Below are 17,963 nucleotides of genomic sequence, written 5' to 3' on the forward strand. Positions count from 1 at the left end.
TTTCCCTTTCCGGCGGTTCCGACTCTACCAGATCCTTTCGGGCCTGATTCCCAGTCAGCGGGGCTTGTCTTCGCGGCTGTTGGGCCGTTCCGACGAGTGAGACATTAGCGGAATCCTGGCTCCCGATCCAAATCGGGGCGTCCTTTCGAACGCGGATTCCTCATTTCGCAAACACGCATGAAAACGAGCAGACGACGGGTCAGCAAAGTGACACGACATCGATCGCTTGAATGTTGTTGCGGAATGGCTGCCCGGGGACCGACCAAGGGTCGACGCTCACGTCGGGCAACTCGGAGAACACTACGTACGCGGCCTTGGCGTGTCAACCCTGGTACGCGGCGTCCCCCGAGAGCTACCGTAGGGGATGTGACTACGCATGCGCACACCCAGCTGTGGTGGGCCGCCTGACGGCGGCCGTACACACGCATGTACTCAACGGCCGCCGACTCGGCGGCCGTTCTCGTTTCTCCCCCTGGAGGACCCGGAGCCCGGTCGTCGGGCCGGCGGTCCTGACCAGGAGGTGGAGAGATGACGAGGATCTTCAGCGGGATCAAGCCGACGGGGCATCTGACCCTGGGGAACTACCTGGGCGCCGTGCGCCAGTGGGCAGAGGTGGATCAGCACCGCGCCGACTCGCTGTTCAGTGTCGTGGATCTGCACGCGCTGACCGTGGATCACGATCCCGGCCGGGTGCGAAGGCTCAGTCGGCAGGCGGCGACGTTGTTGCTTGCATCGGGGATCGATCCCGAGCAGGCCACCGTGTTCGTACAGAGTCATGTGGACGAGCACGCCCGGCTCTCGTATCTGCTGGAGTGCGTCGCCACGGACGGCGAGATGCGGCGGATGATCCAGTACAAGGAGAAGTCCGCCCTCGAGCGGGCTCGTGGCGGGAGTGTCCGGCTTTCGCTGCTCACGTATCCCGTGCTGATGGCGGCGGACATCCTGGCGTACGGGGCGGACGAGGTGCCGGTCGGGGACGATCAGGTGCAGCACGTCGAGCTCACGCGGGATCTGGCGGTGCGGTTCAACCAGCGGTACGGGCACACGTTCGTGGTGCCGCGGGCCACGTTCCCCAAGGTGGCGGCCAGGGTCATGGATCTGCAGGACCCGATGTCGAAGATGGGGAAGTCCGGGGATGCCGGGGCCGGGATCGTCTATCTGCTCGATGAGCCGGACGTCGTGCGGAAGAAGATCATGCGCGCCGTCACGGACAGCGGGAGCGAGGTCGAGTACGACCGGGAGACCAAGCCGGGGATCTCGAACCTGCTGGAGATCCTCGCGGCCTGCGAAGGCGGGGACCCCGAGGGCCTGAGCGGTGTGTACGACTCGTACGGGGCCTTGAAGAAGGACACCGCCGAGGCCGTGGTGGAGGTGCTGCGGCCCTTGCAGGAGAGGCACAAGGAGCTCGTCGCCGATCCCGCTTATGTGGAAGAGGTGCTGCGGCGGGGAGCCGAGCGGGCCAGGGGGATGTCCAGGCCGACGGTGGATGCCGCCTATCGCGCGATCGGTCTGTTGCCGCCGGTGGAGGTGACCGCGGCAGCGCTGTAGGCGCGGGTGGGGGCGTGCGGGGCCGGGCAAGGGGGCGCGGTTACCGCGCGCCCCCGGCCCCGGGCGTCAGCTGTTGTTGCCGGATGCCAGTTCGCGGCTGCGGTCGCGGGCGGCTTCGAGGGCGGCGATGAGGGCTGCTCGTACGCCGTGGTTCTCCAGCTCGCGGATGGCGTTGATGGTGGTGCCGGCCGGGGACGTGACGTTCTCGCGGAGCTTGACCGGGTGTTCGCCGCTGTCGCGGAGCATCACGGCGGCGCCGATCGCGGCCTGGACGATGAGGTCGTGGGCCTTGTCGCGGGGCAGGCCGAGGAGGATGCCCGCGTCGGTCATGGCTTCGACCAGGTAGAAGAAGTACGCCGGGCCCGAGCCGGAGAGGGCCGTGCAGGCGTCCTGCTGGGTCTCGGGGACGCGCAGGGTCTTGCCGACGGCGCCGAAGATCTCCTCGGCGTGGGCGAGGTGGGCGGCGGTGGCCTGGCTGCCCGCGGAGATGACGGACATGCCCTCGTCCACGAGGACCGGGGTGTTGGGCATGACGCGGACGACCGGGGTGCCCTCGGCGAGGTGCTCCTCGATGAAGGACGTGGTGATGCCGGCGGCGGCGCTGATGACCAGGCGGTCGGAGGTGATGTGCGGGGCGAGCTCTTCCAGGAGGCGGCCCATGTCCTGCGGCTTGACGGCGAGGATGAGGGTGTCGGCCTGCTTGGCGGCCTCGGCGTTGCTGACGGGGTCGACTCCGTAGCGCGTACGGAGTTCCGCGGCGCGTTCGGAGCGGCGGGTGGTGACCAGGAGGTCGGCGGGGGCCCAGCCGGCCCGGATCATTCCGCTGAGGAGGGCTTCGCCGATCTTGCCGGTGCCGAGGACTGCGACGGGCTGGGGCATGTGTGGGTCACCCTCCAGGTGCGGTTCAGCCGGGGTCGTTCTCTTCCGGTGATGCTCTTCCGGTCGTGCTCTCCGGTCATCCTCGCATTGGTGCGTCAGGCCGTGCGGCGGCGGAGGGTGGCGGCGCCGAGGGCGAGTACGAGGACGGCGCAGCCCGCGACGATCACGGCGTCGCGGACGAAGGCGCCGGTGACGGAGGAGTGGCGGAGGACTTCGTTCATGCCGTCGACGGCGTACGACATGGGCAGGACGTTCGAGATCGATTCGAGGACGGGCGCCATGTTGTCGCGCGGGGTGAACAGGCCGCAGAGGAGCAGCTGGGGGAAGATCACGGCCGGCATGAACTGGACGGCCTGGAACTCGGAGGCCGCGAAGGCGGAGACGAAGAGGCCGAGCGCCGTGCCGAGCAGGGCGTCGAGGAGCGCGACCAGGAGCAGCAGCCAGGCGGACCCCGTGACGTCGAGGCCGAGGGCCCACAGGGCGAGGCCGGTGGCGAGGACCGACTGGATGACGGCGAGGAAGCCGAAGGCGAGGGCGTAGCCCGCGATGAGGTCGCCCTTGGCCAGGGGCATCGCGAGGAGGCGTTCGAGGGTGCCGGAGGTGCGTTCGCGGAGGGTGGCGATGGACGTCACCAGAAACATCGTGATGAGCGGGAAGATCCCGAGGAGCGAGGCGCCGATGGAGTCGAAGGTCTGCGGGCTGCCGTCGAAGACGTAGCGCAGGAGAAGGAGCATCACGCAGGGGACGAGCAGCATCAGCGCGATGGAGCGGGGGTCGTGGCGGAGTTGTCGCAGGACGCGGGCCGCGGTGGCGAGGGTGCGGTGGGTGTTCATCGGGCGCTCCTGGTGGAGGTGCTGCTGCCGGTGGAGGTGCTGCTGGTGGGGGCGGGGTTGTCGCGGCGGGCGGCGGTGGCCTCGTCGACCAAGTGGAGGAAGGCCGCTTCGACGGTCTCGGTGGCGGTGCGGGTGCGCAGGGCCTGAGGGGTGTCGTCGGCGAGGAGTTCTCCTTCGCGCATGAGGAGGAGGCGGTGGCAGCGTTCGGCCTCGTCCATGACGTGCGAGGAGACGAGGATCGTGGTGCCGCGGTCGGCGGCGATGGAGTGGAAGAGGTTCCACAGGTCGCGGCGGAGTACGGGGTCGAGGCCGACGGTGGGTTCGTCGAGCACGAGGAGTTCCGGGGCGCCGAGGAGGGCGACCGCCAGGGAGACGCGGCTGCGCTGGCCGCCGGAGAGGTTGCCCGCGAGGGCGTCGGCGTGGGGCGTCAGGTCGACGTCCTCGATGGCCCGGGTGACGTGGTCGCGGCGGCGGTGGGCGGCGGGGCCGCGGCCGGGGTCGAGGACGGCGGCGAAGTAGTCCAGGTTCTGGCGGACGGTGAGGTCGTCGTAGACGGAGGGGTGCTGGGTGACGTACCCGATGCGGGGGCGGAGGCCGGGAGCGCCGGCGGGGTGGCCGAGGACGTTCAGGGTGCCGGTGACCTTGGCCTGGGTGCCGACCGTCGCGCGCATGAGGGTGGATTTGCCGCAGCCGGATGGGCCGAGGAGGCCGGTGATCTGGCCTTTCGGGACGGTGAAGGTCAGGTCGCGGAGGACTGTGCGGGGGCCTCGGATGACGGTCAGGCCCCTCGCCTCGATGGCTGGAGGTTCCTCGTCGCTCACGTTATTCATCATGCGATGATTATCGCGCGCCAGACGCCGGACACGTCAAGGCCCGGCCACCGAATCGGGGGCCGGGCCAGGGGGCGTACGGGAGCGGGGCGGTTACGTCCTCTTCTTCTTGCGGGACGGATTGCCCGTGCGGCGGGACGTGCGCTTCACGTACTGCTCGCGGGCCGTCTCGTACTCCTTGCGGTGGAGCTCTTCGCCGGGGGCCTCGGTGAGGGAGCGGACGAAGTAGGCGAGGAGGACGCCGACGAAGCCGATCGTCATGAGGCCGCGCATCGACGACTGGGACGCCGGGTCGTGGCGGCGGGTGAACCCCTCCCAGCTGCGGCGGAAGGCGATCGCGCTGCAGACCGAGAACATGATGAGGACCAGGAAGTTCACGAACGTCCCCACGTCCGCGATCGCCATGCCTTCGTACGCGAAACGCAGCACGAAGCATCCGGCCGCCGCCGCGAGCAGCGATCCCGCGGCGACGCCCGCGCGGCGGACGCCGTAGCCGTTGTCGTGGGCCACCCAGGTCGTACCGAAGAAGCGGAGGGGCTCGGGCTGCGGGCCGGGGGCCGTCGCGGCTGCCCCGGTCGTCGCCGCCGTGCGGTCGGGGGTGCTGGAATCTGCGCTCACTCGTCGAGTATCGCGCGGGGCGGGGGCCGGGCGGCGCAGGGGCGGGCTCGACGGGAGTCGGGAGGCGGGCGGCGCAGGGGTGAGCTCGGTGGGAGTCCGGTGGTGCGAGGGCGGGCTCGCCCTATTCGTCCCCCGCCTTGCCCTGCCGTACCACCCGGCGGCTAGTTTGGGTGGCAGGACAGGCAGACGGACCCAGGCGAAAACTGAGGCAGGCGGGACGGGGAGGTCAGGAGAGTGTCGCTTCGCGGAGGTGACCCAGCCGAGATCGGCGGCTACCCGCTCGAGGCACGGCTCGGCTCGGGCGGCATGGGCACGGTCTTTCTCGCACGTACGGCTTCGGGGCGCCCCGTCGCGATCAAGCTGATCCACCAGCAGTACGCCGGGGACGAGGAATTCCGTATCCGCTTCCGGCAGGAGGTGGCGGCGGCGCGGCGGGTGAGCGGCGCGTTCACCGCCGCCGTGGTCGACGCCGACCCGGAGGCCGAGCACCCCTGGATGGCGACGACCTATATAGAGGGACACACCCTCGCCCAGCACATCGCCAAGAAGGGCCCGCTGGCCGGTACGGACCTGCGTACGCTCGCCATCGGTCTGACGGAGGCGCTGCGTGACATCCACCGCGTCGGCGTCGTGCACCGTGACCTCAAGCCGTCGAACGTCGTGCTCTCACCCGAGGGGCCGCGCGTCATCGACTTCGGCATCTCGCGCGCCGCGGACCAGCAGACGCTGACGATGACGGGGCGGGTCATCGGTACGCCGCCGTTCATGTCGCCGGAGCAGTTGCAGGCGCCGCGCGGGGTCGGGCCCAGGTCCGACGTCTTCTCGCTGGGCACGTTGCTGGTGTACGCGGCGACGGGGCAGGGGCCGTTCGACGCGGACAGCCCGTACATGACGGCGTATCAAGTGGTCCACGAGCCGCCGGAGTTGGCCGCCGTGCCCGGCGCCCTGCGCGCCGTGGTCGAGCCGTGCCTCGACAAGGACCCCGACGCGCGTCCGTCCGCGGACGAGCTGCTCGAACGGCTGCGGGACCTGCCGGCCGAGTTGGGGGAAGCGGCGGGGGCGCCGGGCAGCCGTACGCGGGACACGGACACGCAGCATCACCGGTCCTCGGATGACGGGACCGAGGGCGGGAGTGCGGGCGGGACCGGGGGTGCGGGCGCTGCGGTTGCCGGGTCCGGGACCGGGACCGGGGCCGGGACCGGGGCCGGGACCGGGGCCGGGGCCGGGACCGGTCCCGGTGCTGGGAACGGTGCCGGGACCGGTGACGCTTCGACGGCCGCCGCGCCCGACGGGACTCTCAACGGCGGGCGTCTGCGCCGCCGTTGGCGGCCCGCGCTCGCCGCCGCCGTCGCCGTCGCCGCGCTCGGTGGCGGGGTCGCCGCGCTCCAGCTCGGCTCGTCCGACGCCTCTTCCGGAAGCGACGACGGCAAGGAGAGCACGGTCGCGGCGGCCGAGGCGCCGCCCCTGCCCGACGGCTACAAGCCCTGGCGCACGACCGTGCCCAACGACCGGGGCATCCCGGACGAGGTGCGCTGCGTGCCGCGCGGGGACGCGTTGTTCTGCGGGGGCGGCGGTGTCGTCGCGACCCGGCTGCGGATCTCCGACGGCAAGGAGATCTGGCGGGTGAAGAGCCCCGGCGTGCCCACGCAGGGCATGCACATCGTGGGCGCCACGAAGGACACCGTCCTCGGCTACCGCACCCCGGAGGGCAACGAATCGGCCCAGCAGCTGGTGGCGCTTGACGCCCGTACCAGCAAGGAGCTGTGGTCCCGGCCGATCGGCGGCCAGTCGATGGTCTACACCGGGCGGGTGCAGGACGCGGTGCTTTCCGGCTCGACCGTCCTGAGCGTCGACCCCGGCCGTACGCGGGTCGAGGCCAGGGACGCGCGCAGCGGGAGCATGCTCTGGTCGACGCCCGTTCCCGCGGGCTCCGAGTGCACGCCGGTCGCGGCGGGGCAGCGCGCGTACGCGATGTGCGCGCCGTCCGGCGAGGTCGCGAACGTCGATGTGCGCCACCCCGTCCTGCACACCCTCGGCCTCAAGTCCGGTGCGCTCGGCAAGGGCACTCCGGTTCAGGGGCCCGTGCAGCCGGTGGGTGATGCCGAGGGCGGGCTCGTCCTCCTGCACCAGCGGATGCAGGGCACCCAGTCCGTCGGGTACGACAAGGTGCTGCGGGTCGACCCGGAGAGCGGTGAGGTCTCGTCCCGGCCGCTGAAGAAGACGTACGACGCCACGCCCGGTATCGCTGACGGCACGGTCTACTTCGCCGAGACGACCGGGCGGATCAGCGCGGTGGATCCCGTGAGCGGTCGGCAGAAGTGGTCCCGGCAGACGAGCGTGGAGGGGGCTTCGGGGCCGGTGCCGGCTCCGGGGGGCGGTGCTGGGTCTGGGTCTGGGTCTGGGTCTGGGTCTGGGTCTGGTTCCGGGGCTCTCTACTTCAGCTCTGCCAGCGGGCGGGTCGTCGCCCTTTCCGCGCGGGGCGGCAAGCCGCTCTGGACCACGAGTCCGCGGGCGAAGGGGCTGACCGGCGAGTCGAACGCGAGTCCGCGGGTCGCGGTGTCGGGGCGGGTGCTGGTCGTGGCTGCGGCGGACAACACCGTGTTCTCGTTCGACGCGACGAAGCCGCCGAAGTCCGAGTGAACTCCGGCGGCTTTCGCGGTGGTGCCGGTGGTGCCGGTGGTGGCTGTGTTGCCAGTGTTTCCGTGATTCAGCAGCGGGGTGCCACGTAGCCGGTGCTGCCCGTGCGGACGTACGCGTCGGAGACGTAGCGGCCGCTGCCGATGCGGTCCCAGAGCTTCGTGGTGCCTGCCGGGCCCGTTATTTTCTCGCCCGGCTTCTGGCAGAGGATCGTCACTCGGGTTCCTGCCGAGAGGCGGCCTACCTTGCCGTACGAGGTGCCCGGGCCGGAGCGGACGTTGACGTCCGCGGCGATCGGGTACGTTCTTGCCGCCGCGGCTTCGATTTCCTCTGCGGATTCCGGTGCTATGACGTTCTCGCTCATGCTTCTCTCCCCCGTGAAGCGGCGGCTCTTGGCCACCCTGGCATGTTCGTCACTGGGGGGACGCCTGAGCGGGGCGGGGTGGTTGCGGTGACGGGGCTTCTTTCCCCAACCCCGCCCCTTCCCGAAAACTCGCTCGGCGCGAGGGCCTCGTACTGCCCTGTACGTGCCGTCATCACCGGCTCCGCCGAGTTCGTCCTCAAACGCCGGACGGGCTGAAAGAGCCTGCCCGGCATCCGTGAGACGCGCCCCGTAAGGGGCGCGGGGAACTGCGCGACCAGCCCGCGTCAGCCCAGCTTCGAAACGTCACGCACCGCGCCGCGGTCCGCGCTTGTGGCCATGGCCGCGTAGGCCCGCAGTGCTGCGGAGACCTTGCGTTCGCGGTTCTTGGGGGCGTACACGCCGCCCAGGGCCTCGCGGCGGCGGGTCAGTTCCGCGTCGTCGACGAGGAGTTCGATGCCGCGGTTGGGGATGTCGATGCGGATGCGGTCGCCGTCCTCGACCAGGGCGATCGCACCGCCGGACGCGGCCTCGGGCGACGCGTGGCCGATCGACAGGCCCGACGTACCACCGGAGAAGCGGCCGTCCGTGACCAGGGCGCAGGCCTTGCCGAGGCCGCGGCCCTTCAGGAAGGAGGTGGGGTAGAGCATCTCCTGCATGCCGGGGCCGCCCTTGGGGCCCTCGTAGCGGATGACGACCACGTCGCCTTCCTTGACCTGCTTCTTGAGGATCTTGTCGACCGCTTCTTCCTGCGACTCGCAGACCACGGCCGGGCCCTCGAACGTCCAGATCGACTCGTCGACGCCCGCCGTCTTCACGACGCAGCCGTCCTCGGCGATGTTCCCCTTGAGGACCGCGAGGCCGCCGTCCTCCGAGTACGCGTGCGCCAGGTCCCTGATGCAGCCGCCCGCGGCGTCCGTGTCCAGGCTGTCCCAGCGCTTCGACTGGGAGAAGGCGGTCGCCGAGCGCTCGCAGCCCGGGGCCGCGTGCCACAGCTCGACGGCTTCGTCAGAGGGCGAGCCGCCGCGCACGTCCCAGGTGCCCAGCCACTCCTTGATGGACGCGGAGTGGACCGTGTGCACGTCCTCGTTCAGGAGGCCGCCGCGGTACAGCTCGCCGAGGATCGCGGGGATGCCGCCCGCGCGGTGCACGTCCTCCATGTAGTACGTGCCGCCGGGCGCGACGTTCGGGGCGACCTTGGCCAGACAGGGGACGCGGCGCGAGACGGCGTCCATGTCGGCGAGGGTGTAGTCGAGCTCGGCCTCCTGCGCGGCGGCGAGCAGGTGCAGGATCGTGTTCGTGGAGCCGCCCATGGAGATGTCGAGCGCCATGGCGTTGTCGAAGGCGGCGCGTGTGGCGATGTTGCGCGGCAGGACCGACTCGTCGTCGCCGTCGTAGTACCGCTTGGCGATCTCGACGACCGTCCGGCCCGCGTTCTCGTACAGCGCCTTGCGGGCGGTGTGCGTGGCGAGGGTCGAGCCGTTGCCCGGCAGGGAGAGGCCGATGGCCTCGGTCAGGCAGTTCATGGAGTTGGCCGTGAACATGCCGGAGCAGCTGCCGCAGGTCGGGCAGGCGTTCTCCTCGATACGGAGGATGTCCTCGTCCGAGACGTTCTCGTCGACCGCGTCGCTGATCGCGTTGACCAGGTCGAGTTTTCGGACGGTGCCGTCCACCAGCGTGGCCTTGCCGGCCTCCATCGGGCCGCCGGAGACGAAGACCGTCGGGATGTTGAGGCGCAGGGCCGCGTTCAGCATGCCGGGGGTGATCTTGTCGCAGTTGGAGATGCAGATCAGGGCGTCGGCGCAGTGCGCCTCCACCATGTACTCCACCGAGTCGGCGATCAGATCGCGGGAGGGCAGGGAGTACAGCATGCCGCCGTGGCCCATCGCGATGCCGTCGTCCACGGCGATCGTGTTGAACTCGCGCGGGACGGCGCCCGCGGCGACGATCGCCTCGGAGACGATCCGGCCCACCGGCTGGAGGTGGGTGTGGCCGGGCACGAACTCGGTGAAGGAGTTGGCGACGGCGATGATCGGCTTCCGCCCGATGTCCGCGCCGGGTACACCGGAGGCACGCATAAGGGCGCGTGCGCCCGCCATGTTGCGGCCGTGGGTGACTGTGCGGGACCTGAGCTCGGGCATCGTCGCTCGCTCCTTCTGAGATCTCAGAGACATAGGAATCGACTGTTTTCGAGGGTACGCCGACCCTCCACGATCTGGACAGCCTGTCCGGAATGCGGGACAACCGTCTCGGTGAGCGGCTGTCCCACGCCCCCGTCAGGGGCCGGTCAAGGGCCGGTCAGGGGCCGGTCAGGTGCCTCTGCACCACCGGCGCGATCCGCGCGATGATCGCCTCCGGGTCCGCGGACGCCAGGGGCTCGACCTGGATCACGTACCGCAGCATGGCCGTGCCCACCAGTTGCGCGGCCGCCAGTTCCGCCCGCAGCTCCGCGTCCGGCTGGTCGAGCCGGCTCGCCATCCTGCCGAGCAGCTGCCCGGCGATGAGCCGGCGGAAGACGGCCGCCGCCGTTTCGTTGTTCACCGCCGAGCGCACGATCGCGAGCAGCGGTACGCGGGTCGCGGGGTTCTCCCAGACGCCGAAGATGAAGCGGGTCAGGCGCTCGCCGACGCCGTCGAGCGGGCCCTCCTCGATCGCGGCGGGGGCGTCGAGCGCGGGCGCGAAGGCCACCTCGATCGACGACTCGAAGACCTGTTCCTTCGTGCCGAAGTAGTGGTGCACGAGGGCCGAGTCCACCCCGGCCGCCTTGGCGATCCCGCGTACGGACGTCTTCTCGTACCCCCGGGCGGAGAACTCGGTGCGGGCCGCCTCCAGGATGCGGTCCCGTGTCGCGGGGCCCCCGGCGGACTGCGTACGGGACGGGCGTCCCCTGCGGCGCGGGGCCGCGTCGCCCTGTGAGGCCGATGTCACGACCGGGGCACCTTCACCGCGGACGCCAGATGCAGCCGCGTATAGGCGAGGGCCTCGGCGAGGTCGGCCTCGCGCTCGGCGCTGGACATCGCGCGGCGCGTGTTGACCTCGATGACGACGTGGCCGTCGAAGCCGCTGGTCGCCAGGTGCTCCAGGAGCTCGGCGCACGGCTGGGTGCCGCGGCCCGGCACCAGGTGCTCGTCCTTGGCGGAGCCCTTGCCGTCGGCGAGGTGGACGTGCCCGAGGCGGTCGCCCATGCGGTCGATCATGTCCATCGCGTCCGTGCGGGCAGTCGCGGTGTGGCTGAGGTCGACCGTGAAGTGGCGGTAGTCGTCCTTGGTGACGTCCCAGTCGGGGGCGTAGGCGAGCATCTCGCGGTCGCGGTAACGCCACGGGTACATGTTTTCGACAGCGAACCGGACGTCCGTCTCGTCGGCCATTTTCCAGATGCCGTCGACGAAGGCGTTCGCGTACCCGCGCTGCCAGCGGAAGGGCGGGTGCACGACGACGGTCGACGCGCCCAGCTTCTCGGCGGCGGCCTGCGCGCGCTGGAGCTTGACCCAGGGGTCCGTGGACCACACGCGCTGTGTGATCAGGAGACATGGCGCGTGCACGGCGAGGATCGGGATCCGGTGGTAGTCGCTGAGTCTGCGCAGCGCCTCGATGTCCTGGCTAACGGGGTCCGTCCACACCATGACCTCGACGCCGTCGTAGCCGAGGCGCGCGGCGATCTCGAAGGCCGTCGCCGTCGACTCCGGATAGACCGAGGCCGTCGACAGGGCGACCTTCGCATCCGGGATGCGCACCACTGGTTCTGCCACGAGGGACAGCGTACGGGCCCCGCCCCGGCACCCGGGAGGTGGTCTCCCACACACCCGAGTCCTGTGTGACGTACGTCTAGTGGAGAGGAGACGCGCCCTACGACGTCGGAAGGTGGTCGAGCCTGCGCAGGATCACGCCCTCGCGCAGTGCCCACGGGCAGATCTCCAGGGTCTCGACCCCGAAGAGATCCATCGCACCCTCGGCGACGAGCGCCCCCGCGAGCAGCTGTCCGGCCCGCCCCTCGGAGACTCCGGGCAGTTCGGCGCGCTCCACGACCGTCATCGCGGCCAGTTGCGGCACCCAGTCCTCCAGGGACTTGCGCTTCAGCTCACGCTGTACGTAGAGACCGTCGGCGGAGCGTGCGGCGCCCGCGAGCCTGGCCAGCTGCTTGAACGTCTTCGACGTCGCCACGACGTGGTCCGGGGCGCCGAAGCGGCTGAACTCCCCGACCGTGCGGGCGATCTCGGCGCGCGCGTGCCGCCGCAGCGCCTTCACGTCGGCGGGGTCCGGCGGGTCCTGGGTCAGCCAGGAGGACGTCAGACGGCCCGCGCCGAGCGGCAGGCTGACCGCGGCGTCCGGTTCCTCGTCGATGCCGTACGCGATTTCGAGCGAGCCGCCGCCGATGTCGATGACCAGGAGCTTTCCCGCCGACCAGCCGAACCAGCGGCGGGCGGCGAGGAAGGTGAGGCGGGCCTCCTCCTCGCCGGTGAGGACCTGGAGGTCGACGCCGGTCTCCTCCTTGACCCTGGCCAGGACCTGGTCGGCGTTGCTGGCCTCGCGCACCGCGGAGGTCGCGAACGGCAGCAGATCCTCGACGCCCTTGTCCTCGGCGGCCTCAAGGGCGTCACGCACGGTGCCGACCAGGAGACCGACGCCCTCGGGGCCGATCGCCCCGGCGTCGTCGAGGAGTTGGGCGAGCCGCAGGTCCGCCTTGTGCGAGTAAGCGGGCAGGGGGCGCGCGCCGGGGTGTGCGTCCACCACCAGCAGATGCACCGTGTTCGAACCTACGTCGAGGACACCGAGTCTCATATACGGAACGCTACTGCTCGTACGGCTGTCGCTGGTCCTCGGACCGGGTACCGCGCGCATACCCTGGAGACGTGCCAAAGACGAAAAAGGCGAAGACCGACAAAACGAAGCCGAAGAATAAGTCGGGGAAGCCGGAGAAGGCCGCGAAGTCTGCCAAGTCTGCGAAGACGCAGCCGGACGAGAAGGGTCTCGACTTCGCCCGGGCCTGGGTGGAGTTCCCTGATCCCGCGGACGACGAGCAGGTCTTCCGCTGTGATCTGACATGGCTGACCTCTCGGTGGAGCTGCATCTTCGGCAGTGGCTGCCAGGGCATTCAGGCGGGCCGGGCGGACGACGGGTGCTGCACGCTGGGTGCCCACTTCTCCGACGAGGACGACGAGAAGCGCGTCGCCGAGTCCGTGGCGCGGCTCACGCCGGACATCTGGCAGCACCACGACATCGGCACGGAGACCGGCTGGGTCTCGACCGACGACGACGGCGAGCGCCAGACCCGCCCGTACAACGGCTCCTGCATCTTCCAGAACCGTCCCGGTTTCTCCGGGGGCGCGGGATGCTCGCTGCACATCCTGGCGCTGAAGGAGGGGCGCGAGCCGCTGGAGACGAAGCCGGACGTGTGCTGGCAGTTGCCGGTCCGGCGGACGTACGAGTGGATCGACCGGCCCGACGACACGCGGATCCTCCAGGTGTCCATCGGGGAGTACGACCGGCGGGGCTGGGGGCCCGGCGGGCACGACCTGCACTGGTGGTGCACGTCCGCGACGTCGGCGCACGGCGCGGGTGATCCCGTGTACGTCTCCTACCGTCCCGAGCTGACGGAGCTGATGGGCAAGGAGGGGTACGACCGGCTCGCGGAGCTGTGCGAGGAGCGCCTCGCTTCTCAGCTGCCGCTGGTCGCACCGCATCCGGCGGATCCCTCTCGCTGAATCCCGGCCGCGTACCGGGGCCCTAGCTCCCGCTCGGGCTCGGGTCGCCGCTGTCGCTCGGCGGGGGTGTCGAGGTGCCCGGGTCCGACGGGGTCGGGGTCGGGTCCGGGGTGGTCGGTGTCGGGTCAGGGGTCGTCGGGGTGGGGGTCGGGTCTGGGGTCGTCGGGGTCGGCCTCGGCTTCGGGGGTGTCGGGGTCGGGCGGGGGCCGGGGTGCGTCGGACGGCCCGAACCGCTGCCGTACCCGTCGATCGAGACGATCGCCCCCGAGGGCGCGACGGAGACCCGTGCGCTCCAGTGCCCGGCGGGCTCCCGCGTGCGGTCGACGTACACCCGGAGGGTGAACGTCTCTCCCGGTGAGAGCGTCCCGGACGACCGGCTCAGGTAGAGCCAGGGCGCCCCCGCGCTCGCCGACCAGTGGACCGGCTCGCCCCCCGACGCGGAGAGCGTGATCAGTGTCGTACCGCCGCTGGGCTGCGCCGCGACGGTGAGGCGGCCGGCGCCGGTGCCGGAACGGGACGGCGCCGATCCGGAGCTGATGACCTCCACGGAGACGTCCGGTGAGCGGCTGCCCGCGGTGAAGCGGGGGTCGGGCGGGGTGTCGGCGTTGCCCGCGTTCTCGTAGTCCTCGGGTCGGCGGTCGCCGTTCATGCCGTCGGGTCCGGAGTCGCTGGCGCTGACCGAGCGGCCGTCCTGGCCCTCGCCGGTCAGCGGCGCACCGCGGTACGCCGCCCAGAGCGCGAGGACCGGGGCGGCCACCACCGTGGCGACGACCGTCGTCGTCACGGCACGCGCGCGCATCCGGTCGCGGCGGGCCGCGTGGTCCTTGGGGTCCACCGGGAAACCGCGCCGGTCGAAGCGCGGACCGCCGCCCCGCGCGCGCGGGACGTGCGCCATCGCCACGTGCACGGCGGCCCGCGGTGCCTCGATGACGGGCAGCGCGGCCGGGGACGCGGCGGTGCCGGGCCAGGCGCCGGATCCGGCGCGCTCGGCGGTGCGGCGGCAGCGCGGGCAGTCGTCGACGTGCCGCACGAGCTCGCGGCGCAGGGCCGTGCCGAGCAGGAGCTGGTTATCGCCGGTGAGGCGGGCGACGATCGGGCAGTTGCCGGTCTCCACGACGGCGAGCGCGGCGCGCGTGCGCTCCACCTCGCAGGCGGCGGAGGCAAGGAGGTCGCGGGTCCGCGCGACGTCCATGCCGACGACCGCGGCGACCTCCTTGGCGGTGAGCTGGTGGCGGACGGCGAGTTCGAGCGCCTCGCGCTGCTCGGGCGTCGTGCCCGCGGCCTCCGGCCAGGCCAGCTGGGCCAGTTCGCGGCGGCGCTGCCGCTGCGTCTCGTTCGGCGGCGCGGCGGACTCGGCGGACTCGGTGGAGTCCGCGGCCTTCGGGACGCGGGATGCTCCCCCGGAGGCGTGCGCGCCCTGCCGCTTGCGCTTCGCGTCGGCGAGGGCGCGCAGGCAGACCCAGCGGGCGAGTGCGTACAGCCAGGACTTCAGTTCGGATTCGGAGGCCGGGCCGCGTGAGCCGCGGCGCTCGGCGATGGCGAGGACGTCTCCCACGGCGGCGGTCGCGGCTTCGTGATCGCAGAGGACGGACAGGCAGTACGTGAACAGGCCGTCCAGACAGGGTTCGTAGCGTGCGGGCGGCGCCTGCGGCACCGAGCGGGGGACCACGCGCTGACGCGCGTCACGATGCGCCCGGTGTGCGCCGGTTGCTTGGGTGGGGGTTTCCGGCCTGCTGCTCATCACCCGTGCGAAGTTAGGCGGATGATGCCGGGTCGCTCCTCCCCCTTGAGCACATTTAATCCTTACGGGTGAACAGATCCCTCAAAAGGGGACAGGAACCCATGATTCCGGAGCTGCCTCCGTGGCCGCGGTCCGGCTCGCGTGCGGCACTGTCAGTGCTGCCCGCTACGGTTCCGTTCATGGCTGCCCGCACGAAGACCGGTAAAGACCGGCCGTCCTACCGCTGCACCGAGTGCGGCTGGCAGACGGCCAAGTGGCTCGGCCGCTGCCCCGAGTGCCAGGCCTGGGGGACGGTCGAGGAGTACGGGGCGCCCGCGGTCCGCACCACGGCCCCCGGCCGTGTCACCTCGTCCGCCCTGCCCATCGGCCAGGTCGACGGCCGCCAGGCCACCGCGCGCTCCACCGGCGTGCCCGAATTCGACCGCGTCCTGGGCGGCGGCCTGGTCCCCGGCGCCGTGGTGCTCCTCGCGGGCGAGCCGGGCGTCGGCAAGTCGACGCTGCTCCTGGACGTCGCGGCGAAGTCGGCCAGCGACGAGCAGCGCACCCTCTATGTGACCGGCGAGGAGTCGGCGAGCCAGGTCCGGCTGCGCGCCGACCGCATCAAGGCCATCGACGACCACCTCTATCTCGCGGCGGAGACCGACCTCGCCGCCGTCCTGGGCCACTTGGACGCGGTGAAGCCCTCCCTCCTGATCCTCGACTCGGTCCAGACGGTCGCATCGCCGGAGATCGACGGGGCGCCGGGCGGCATGGCCCAGGTCCGCGAGGTGGCGGGCGCCCTGATCCGCGCCTCCAAGGAGCGCGGCATGTCCACGCTCCTGGTCGGCCATGTCACCAAGGACGGCGCGATCGCGGGACCCCGCCTCCTCGAACACCTCGTGGACGTCGTCCTGTCCTTCGAGGGCGACCGGCACGCGCGCCTGCGCCTGGTCCGGGGCGTCAAGAACCGGTACGGGACGACGGACGAGGTCGGCTGCTTCGAACTGCACGACGAGGGCATCACAGGGCTCGCCGACCCCAGCGGCCTCTTCCTCACCCGCCGCACGGAGGCCGTCCCCGGCACCTGCCTGACGGTCACCCTCGAAGGCCGCCGCCCCCTGGTGGCCGAGGTCCAGGCCCTCACCGTCGACTCCCAGATCCCCTCCCCCCGCCGCACCACGTCCGGCCTGGAGACCTCCCGCGTCTCGATGATGCTGGCGGTCCTCGAGCAGCGCGGCCGCATCACCGCACTGGGCAAGCGCGACATCTACAGCGCGACCGTCGGCGGCGTGAAGCTCACCGAGCCGGCCGCCGACCTCGCGGTCGCCCTCGCCCTGGCCAGCGCGGCGAGCGACACCCCGCTGCCGAAAAATCTCGTCGCGATCGGCGAAGTGGGCCTTGCGGGCGAGGTCAGAAGGGTCACGGGAGTCCAGCGCAGACTGGCCGAAGCGCACCGTCTGGGCTTCACGCACGCCCTTGTCCCGGCCGATCCGGGCAAGGTTCCGGCCGGTATGAAGGTCACCGAAGTCGCCGACATGGGGGACGCGCTGCGTGTTCTTCCGAGGTCGCGTCGCAGAGAGGCCCCACGGGAGAGCGAAGAGCGCCGGTAGACTTTGCCCTGGTCTCGCCCATCCGTACGAAGCAGTCGTGTGGACCGGGGCTTGGACAACCCGCGACCCGAGGAGTGCAGTGGCAGCCAACGACCGGGCGTCAGCTCCCGGCAAGTCCGGTGGAAGCTCCGGTGCGGACGGGCTGATGCGCGCCTCCCTGAGCGCGGTCGCGCCCGGCACGGGCCTGCGCGACGGACTCGAGCGCATCCTCCGCGGCAACACCGGAGGGCTCATCGTCCTCGGCTGGGACAAGACCGTCGAATCGATGTGTACGGGCGGCTTCATCCTGGACGTCGAGTTCACGGCGACGCGGCTGCGCGAGCTGTGCAAGCTCGACGGCGGCATCGTCGTCGACAAGGACATCACCAAGATCCTGCGGGCCGGCGTGCAGCTCGTCCCCGACCCGACGATCCCCACGGAGGAGACGGGCACCCGGCACCGCACCGCGGACCGCGTGTCCAAGCAGGTGGGCTTCCCCATCGTCTCCGTCTCCCAGTCCATGCGCCTCATCGCGCTCTACGTGGACGGCCAGCGCAAGGTCCTTGAGGACTCGGCGGCGATCCTGTCCCGCGCGAACCAGGCCCTCGCGACCCTGGAGCGCTACAAGCTGCGCCTCGACGAGGTCGCGGGCACGCTCTCCGCCCTGGAGATCGAGGACCTGGTGACGGTTCGCGATGTGACCGCGGTCGCCCAGCGCCTGGAGATGGTGCGCCGCATCGCCACCGAAATCGCCGAGTACGTGGTGGAGCTGGGCACGGACGGCCGTCTTCTCGCCCTGCAACTGGACGAGTTGATCGCGGGCGTCGAGCCCGAGCGCGAGCTGGTCGTCCGGGACTACGTCCCCGAGCCGACGGCGAAGCGGTCCCGTACGGTCGAAGAGGCGCTCTTCGAGCTGGACGCGCTTTCGCACGCGGAGCTGCTCGAACTGCCCACCGTTGCGCGGGCGTTGGGTTACACCGGCTCTCCCGAGGCGCTGGACTCCGCGGTCTCCCCGCGGGGCTTCCGTCTCCTCGCCAAGGTGCCTCGGCTGCCCGGCGCGATCATCGACCGCCTCGTCGAGCACTTCGGGGGCCTGCAGAAGCTGCTCGCTGCGAGCGTCGATGACCTCCAGACCGTGGACGGGGTCGGCGAGGCGCGGGCCCGCAGCGTCCGGGAGGGGCTTTCGCGGCTTGCGGAGTCGTCGATTCTGGAGCGGTACGTCTAGAGCTGCGGGGCAATCGGGTGG

At 71.2% G+C, this 17,963-nt stretch carries 15 protein-coding genes; 5 read left to right on the plus strand and 10 right to left on the minus strand.

What is annotated here, in order from left to right:
- Positions 1-528: 528 nt before the first annotated feature.
- Positions 529-1,548, plus strand: coding sequence for a tryptophan--tRNA ligase (trpS, locus tag ABZ906_RS21470; protein WP_361384896.1), 1,020 nt, complete (start codon positions 529-531; stop codon positions 1,546-1,548).
- A 66-nt stretch (positions 1,549-1,614) separates the two neighbouring features.
- On the opposite strand, the gene proC is transcribed toward trpS, so the two are convergent.
- The 4 genes from proC to ABZ906_RS21490 all read right to left on the minus strand — a co-directional run bounded on the left by proC (position 1,615) and on the right by ABZ906_RS21490 (position 4,708).
- Positions 1,615-2,427 carry a pyrroline-5-carboxylate reductase gene (proC, locus tag ABZ906_RS21475; RefSeq protein ID WP_361384899.1) on the minus strand — a complete coding sequence of 271 codons (813 nt, stop codon included), beginning with the start codon at positions 2,425-2,427 and terminating at the stop codon, positions 1,615-1,617.
- A gap of 95 nt (positions 2,428-2,522) precedes the next feature.
- A complete protein-coding gene (locus ABZ906_RS21480; protein WP_361191201.1) occupies positions 2,523-3,260 on the minus strand; it encodes an ABC transporter permease in 738 nt (245 codons plus the stop codon).
- Positions 3,257-4,093, minus strand: coding sequence for an ABC transporter ATP-binding protein (locus ABZ906_RS21485; RefSeq protein ID WP_361384901.1), 837 nt, complete (start codon positions 4,091-4,093; stop codon positions 3,257-3,259). The genes ABZ906_RS21480 and ABZ906_RS21485 overlap by 4 nt, the downstream gene beginning before the upstream one ends.
- A 90-nt stretch (positions 4,094-4,183) precedes the next feature.
- Entirely contained in the window at positions 4,184-4,708 is a 525-nt protein-coding gene (locus ABZ906_RS21490) for an EamA/RhaT family transporter (protein ID WP_361191196.1), read from the minus strand.
- 234 nt (positions 4,709-4,942) lie between these two features.
- Here ABZ906_RS21490 and ABZ906_RS21495 point away from each other — a divergent pair, with 234 nt between their 5' ends.
- Positions 4,943-7,348, plus strand: a complete 2,406-nt coding sequence (locus ABZ906_RS21495; RefSeq protein ID WP_361384904.1) for a serine/threonine-protein kinase — start codon at positions 4,943-4,945, stop codon at positions 7,346-7,348.
- Positions 7,349-7,415: 67 nt separating this feature from the next.
- Here the strand turns inward: ABZ906_RS21495 and ABZ906_RS21500 are convergent, their stop codons facing one another.
- From ABZ906_RS21500 to ABZ906_RS21520, 5 genes are all read right to left on the minus strand, one after another.
- The gene (locus ABZ906_RS21500) at positions 7,416-7,709 is read right to left on the minus strand and encodes an SH3 domain-containing protein (RefSeq protein ID WP_361384907.1); all 294 of its coding nucleotides are present in this window, start codon (positions 7,707-7,709) and stop codon (positions 7,416-7,418) included.
- Between the two features lie 284 nt (positions 7,710-7,993).
- Complete coding sequence (ilvD, locus tag ABZ906_RS21505; RefSeq protein WP_361384910.1) at positions 7,994-9,847, minus strand: dihydroxy-acid dehydratase; 1,854 nt, start codon at positions 9,845-9,847, stop codon at positions 7,994-7,996.
- Positions 9,848-10,004: 157 nt separating this feature from the next.
- A complete protein-coding gene (locus ABZ906_RS21510) occupies positions 10,005-10,634 on the minus strand; it encodes a TetR family transcriptional regulator (RefSeq protein ID WP_361191186.1) in 630 nt (209 codons plus the stop codon).
- Positions 10,631-11,455 carry a sugar phosphate isomerase/epimerase gene (locus tag ABZ906_RS21515; RefSeq protein WP_361191184.1) on the minus strand — a complete coding sequence of 275 codons (825 nt, stop codon included), beginning with the start codon at positions 11,453-11,455 and terminating at the stop codon, positions 10,631-10,633. The genes ABZ906_RS21510 and ABZ906_RS21515 overlap by 4 nt, the downstream gene beginning before the upstream one ends.
- A gap of 97 nt (positions 11,456-11,552) precedes the next feature.
- Positions 11,553-12,485, minus strand: coding sequence for a Ppx/GppA phosphatase family protein (locus ABZ906_RS21520; protein ID WP_361384913.1), 933 nt, complete (start codon positions 12,483-12,485; stop codon positions 11,553-11,555).
- 71 nt (positions 12,486-12,556) lie between these two features.
- Here ABZ906_RS21520 and ABZ906_RS21525 point away from each other — a divergent pair, with 71 nt between their 5' ends.
- On the plus strand, positions 12,557-13,408 hold the full coding sequence (locus ABZ906_RS21525) for a hypothetical protein (RefSeq protein WP_361191181.1): 852 nt from the start codon (positions 12,557-12,559) through the stop codon (positions 13,406-13,408).
- 22 nt (positions 13,409-13,430) lie between these two features.
- Here the strand turns inward: ABZ906_RS21525 and ABZ906_RS21530 are convergent, their stop codons facing one another.
- A complete protein-coding gene (locus tag ABZ906_RS21530; RefSeq protein WP_361384916.1) occupies positions 13,431-15,152 on the minus strand; it encodes a hypothetical protein in 1,722 nt (573 codons plus the stop codon).
- A 176-nt stretch (positions 15,153-15,328) separates the two neighbouring features.
- Between ABZ906_RS21530 and radA the strand changes: the two genes are divergently transcribed.
- Together radA and disA are read left to right on the plus strand one after the other, a co-directional pair.
- The gene (gene radA / locus ABZ906_RS21535; RefSeq protein WP_361191176.1) at positions 15,329-16,738 is read left to right on the plus strand and encodes a DNA repair protein RadA; all 1,410 of its coding nucleotides are present in this window, start codon (positions 15,329-15,331) and stop codon (positions 16,736-16,738) included.
- 79 nt (positions 16,739-16,817) lie between these two features.
- Positions 16,818-17,942, plus strand: a complete 1,125-nt coding sequence (disA, locus tag ABZ906_RS21540; protein WP_190083935.1) for a DNA integrity scanning diadenylate cyclase DisA — start codon at positions 16,818-16,820, stop codon at positions 17,940-17,942.
- The last annotated feature ends 21 nt before the right edge of the window (positions 17,943-17,963 follow it).

Source organism: Streptomyces sp. NPDC046925 (assembly GCF_040644915.1).
GTDB lineage: Bacteria > Actinomycetota > Actinomycetes > Streptomycetales > Streptomycetaceae > Streptomyces.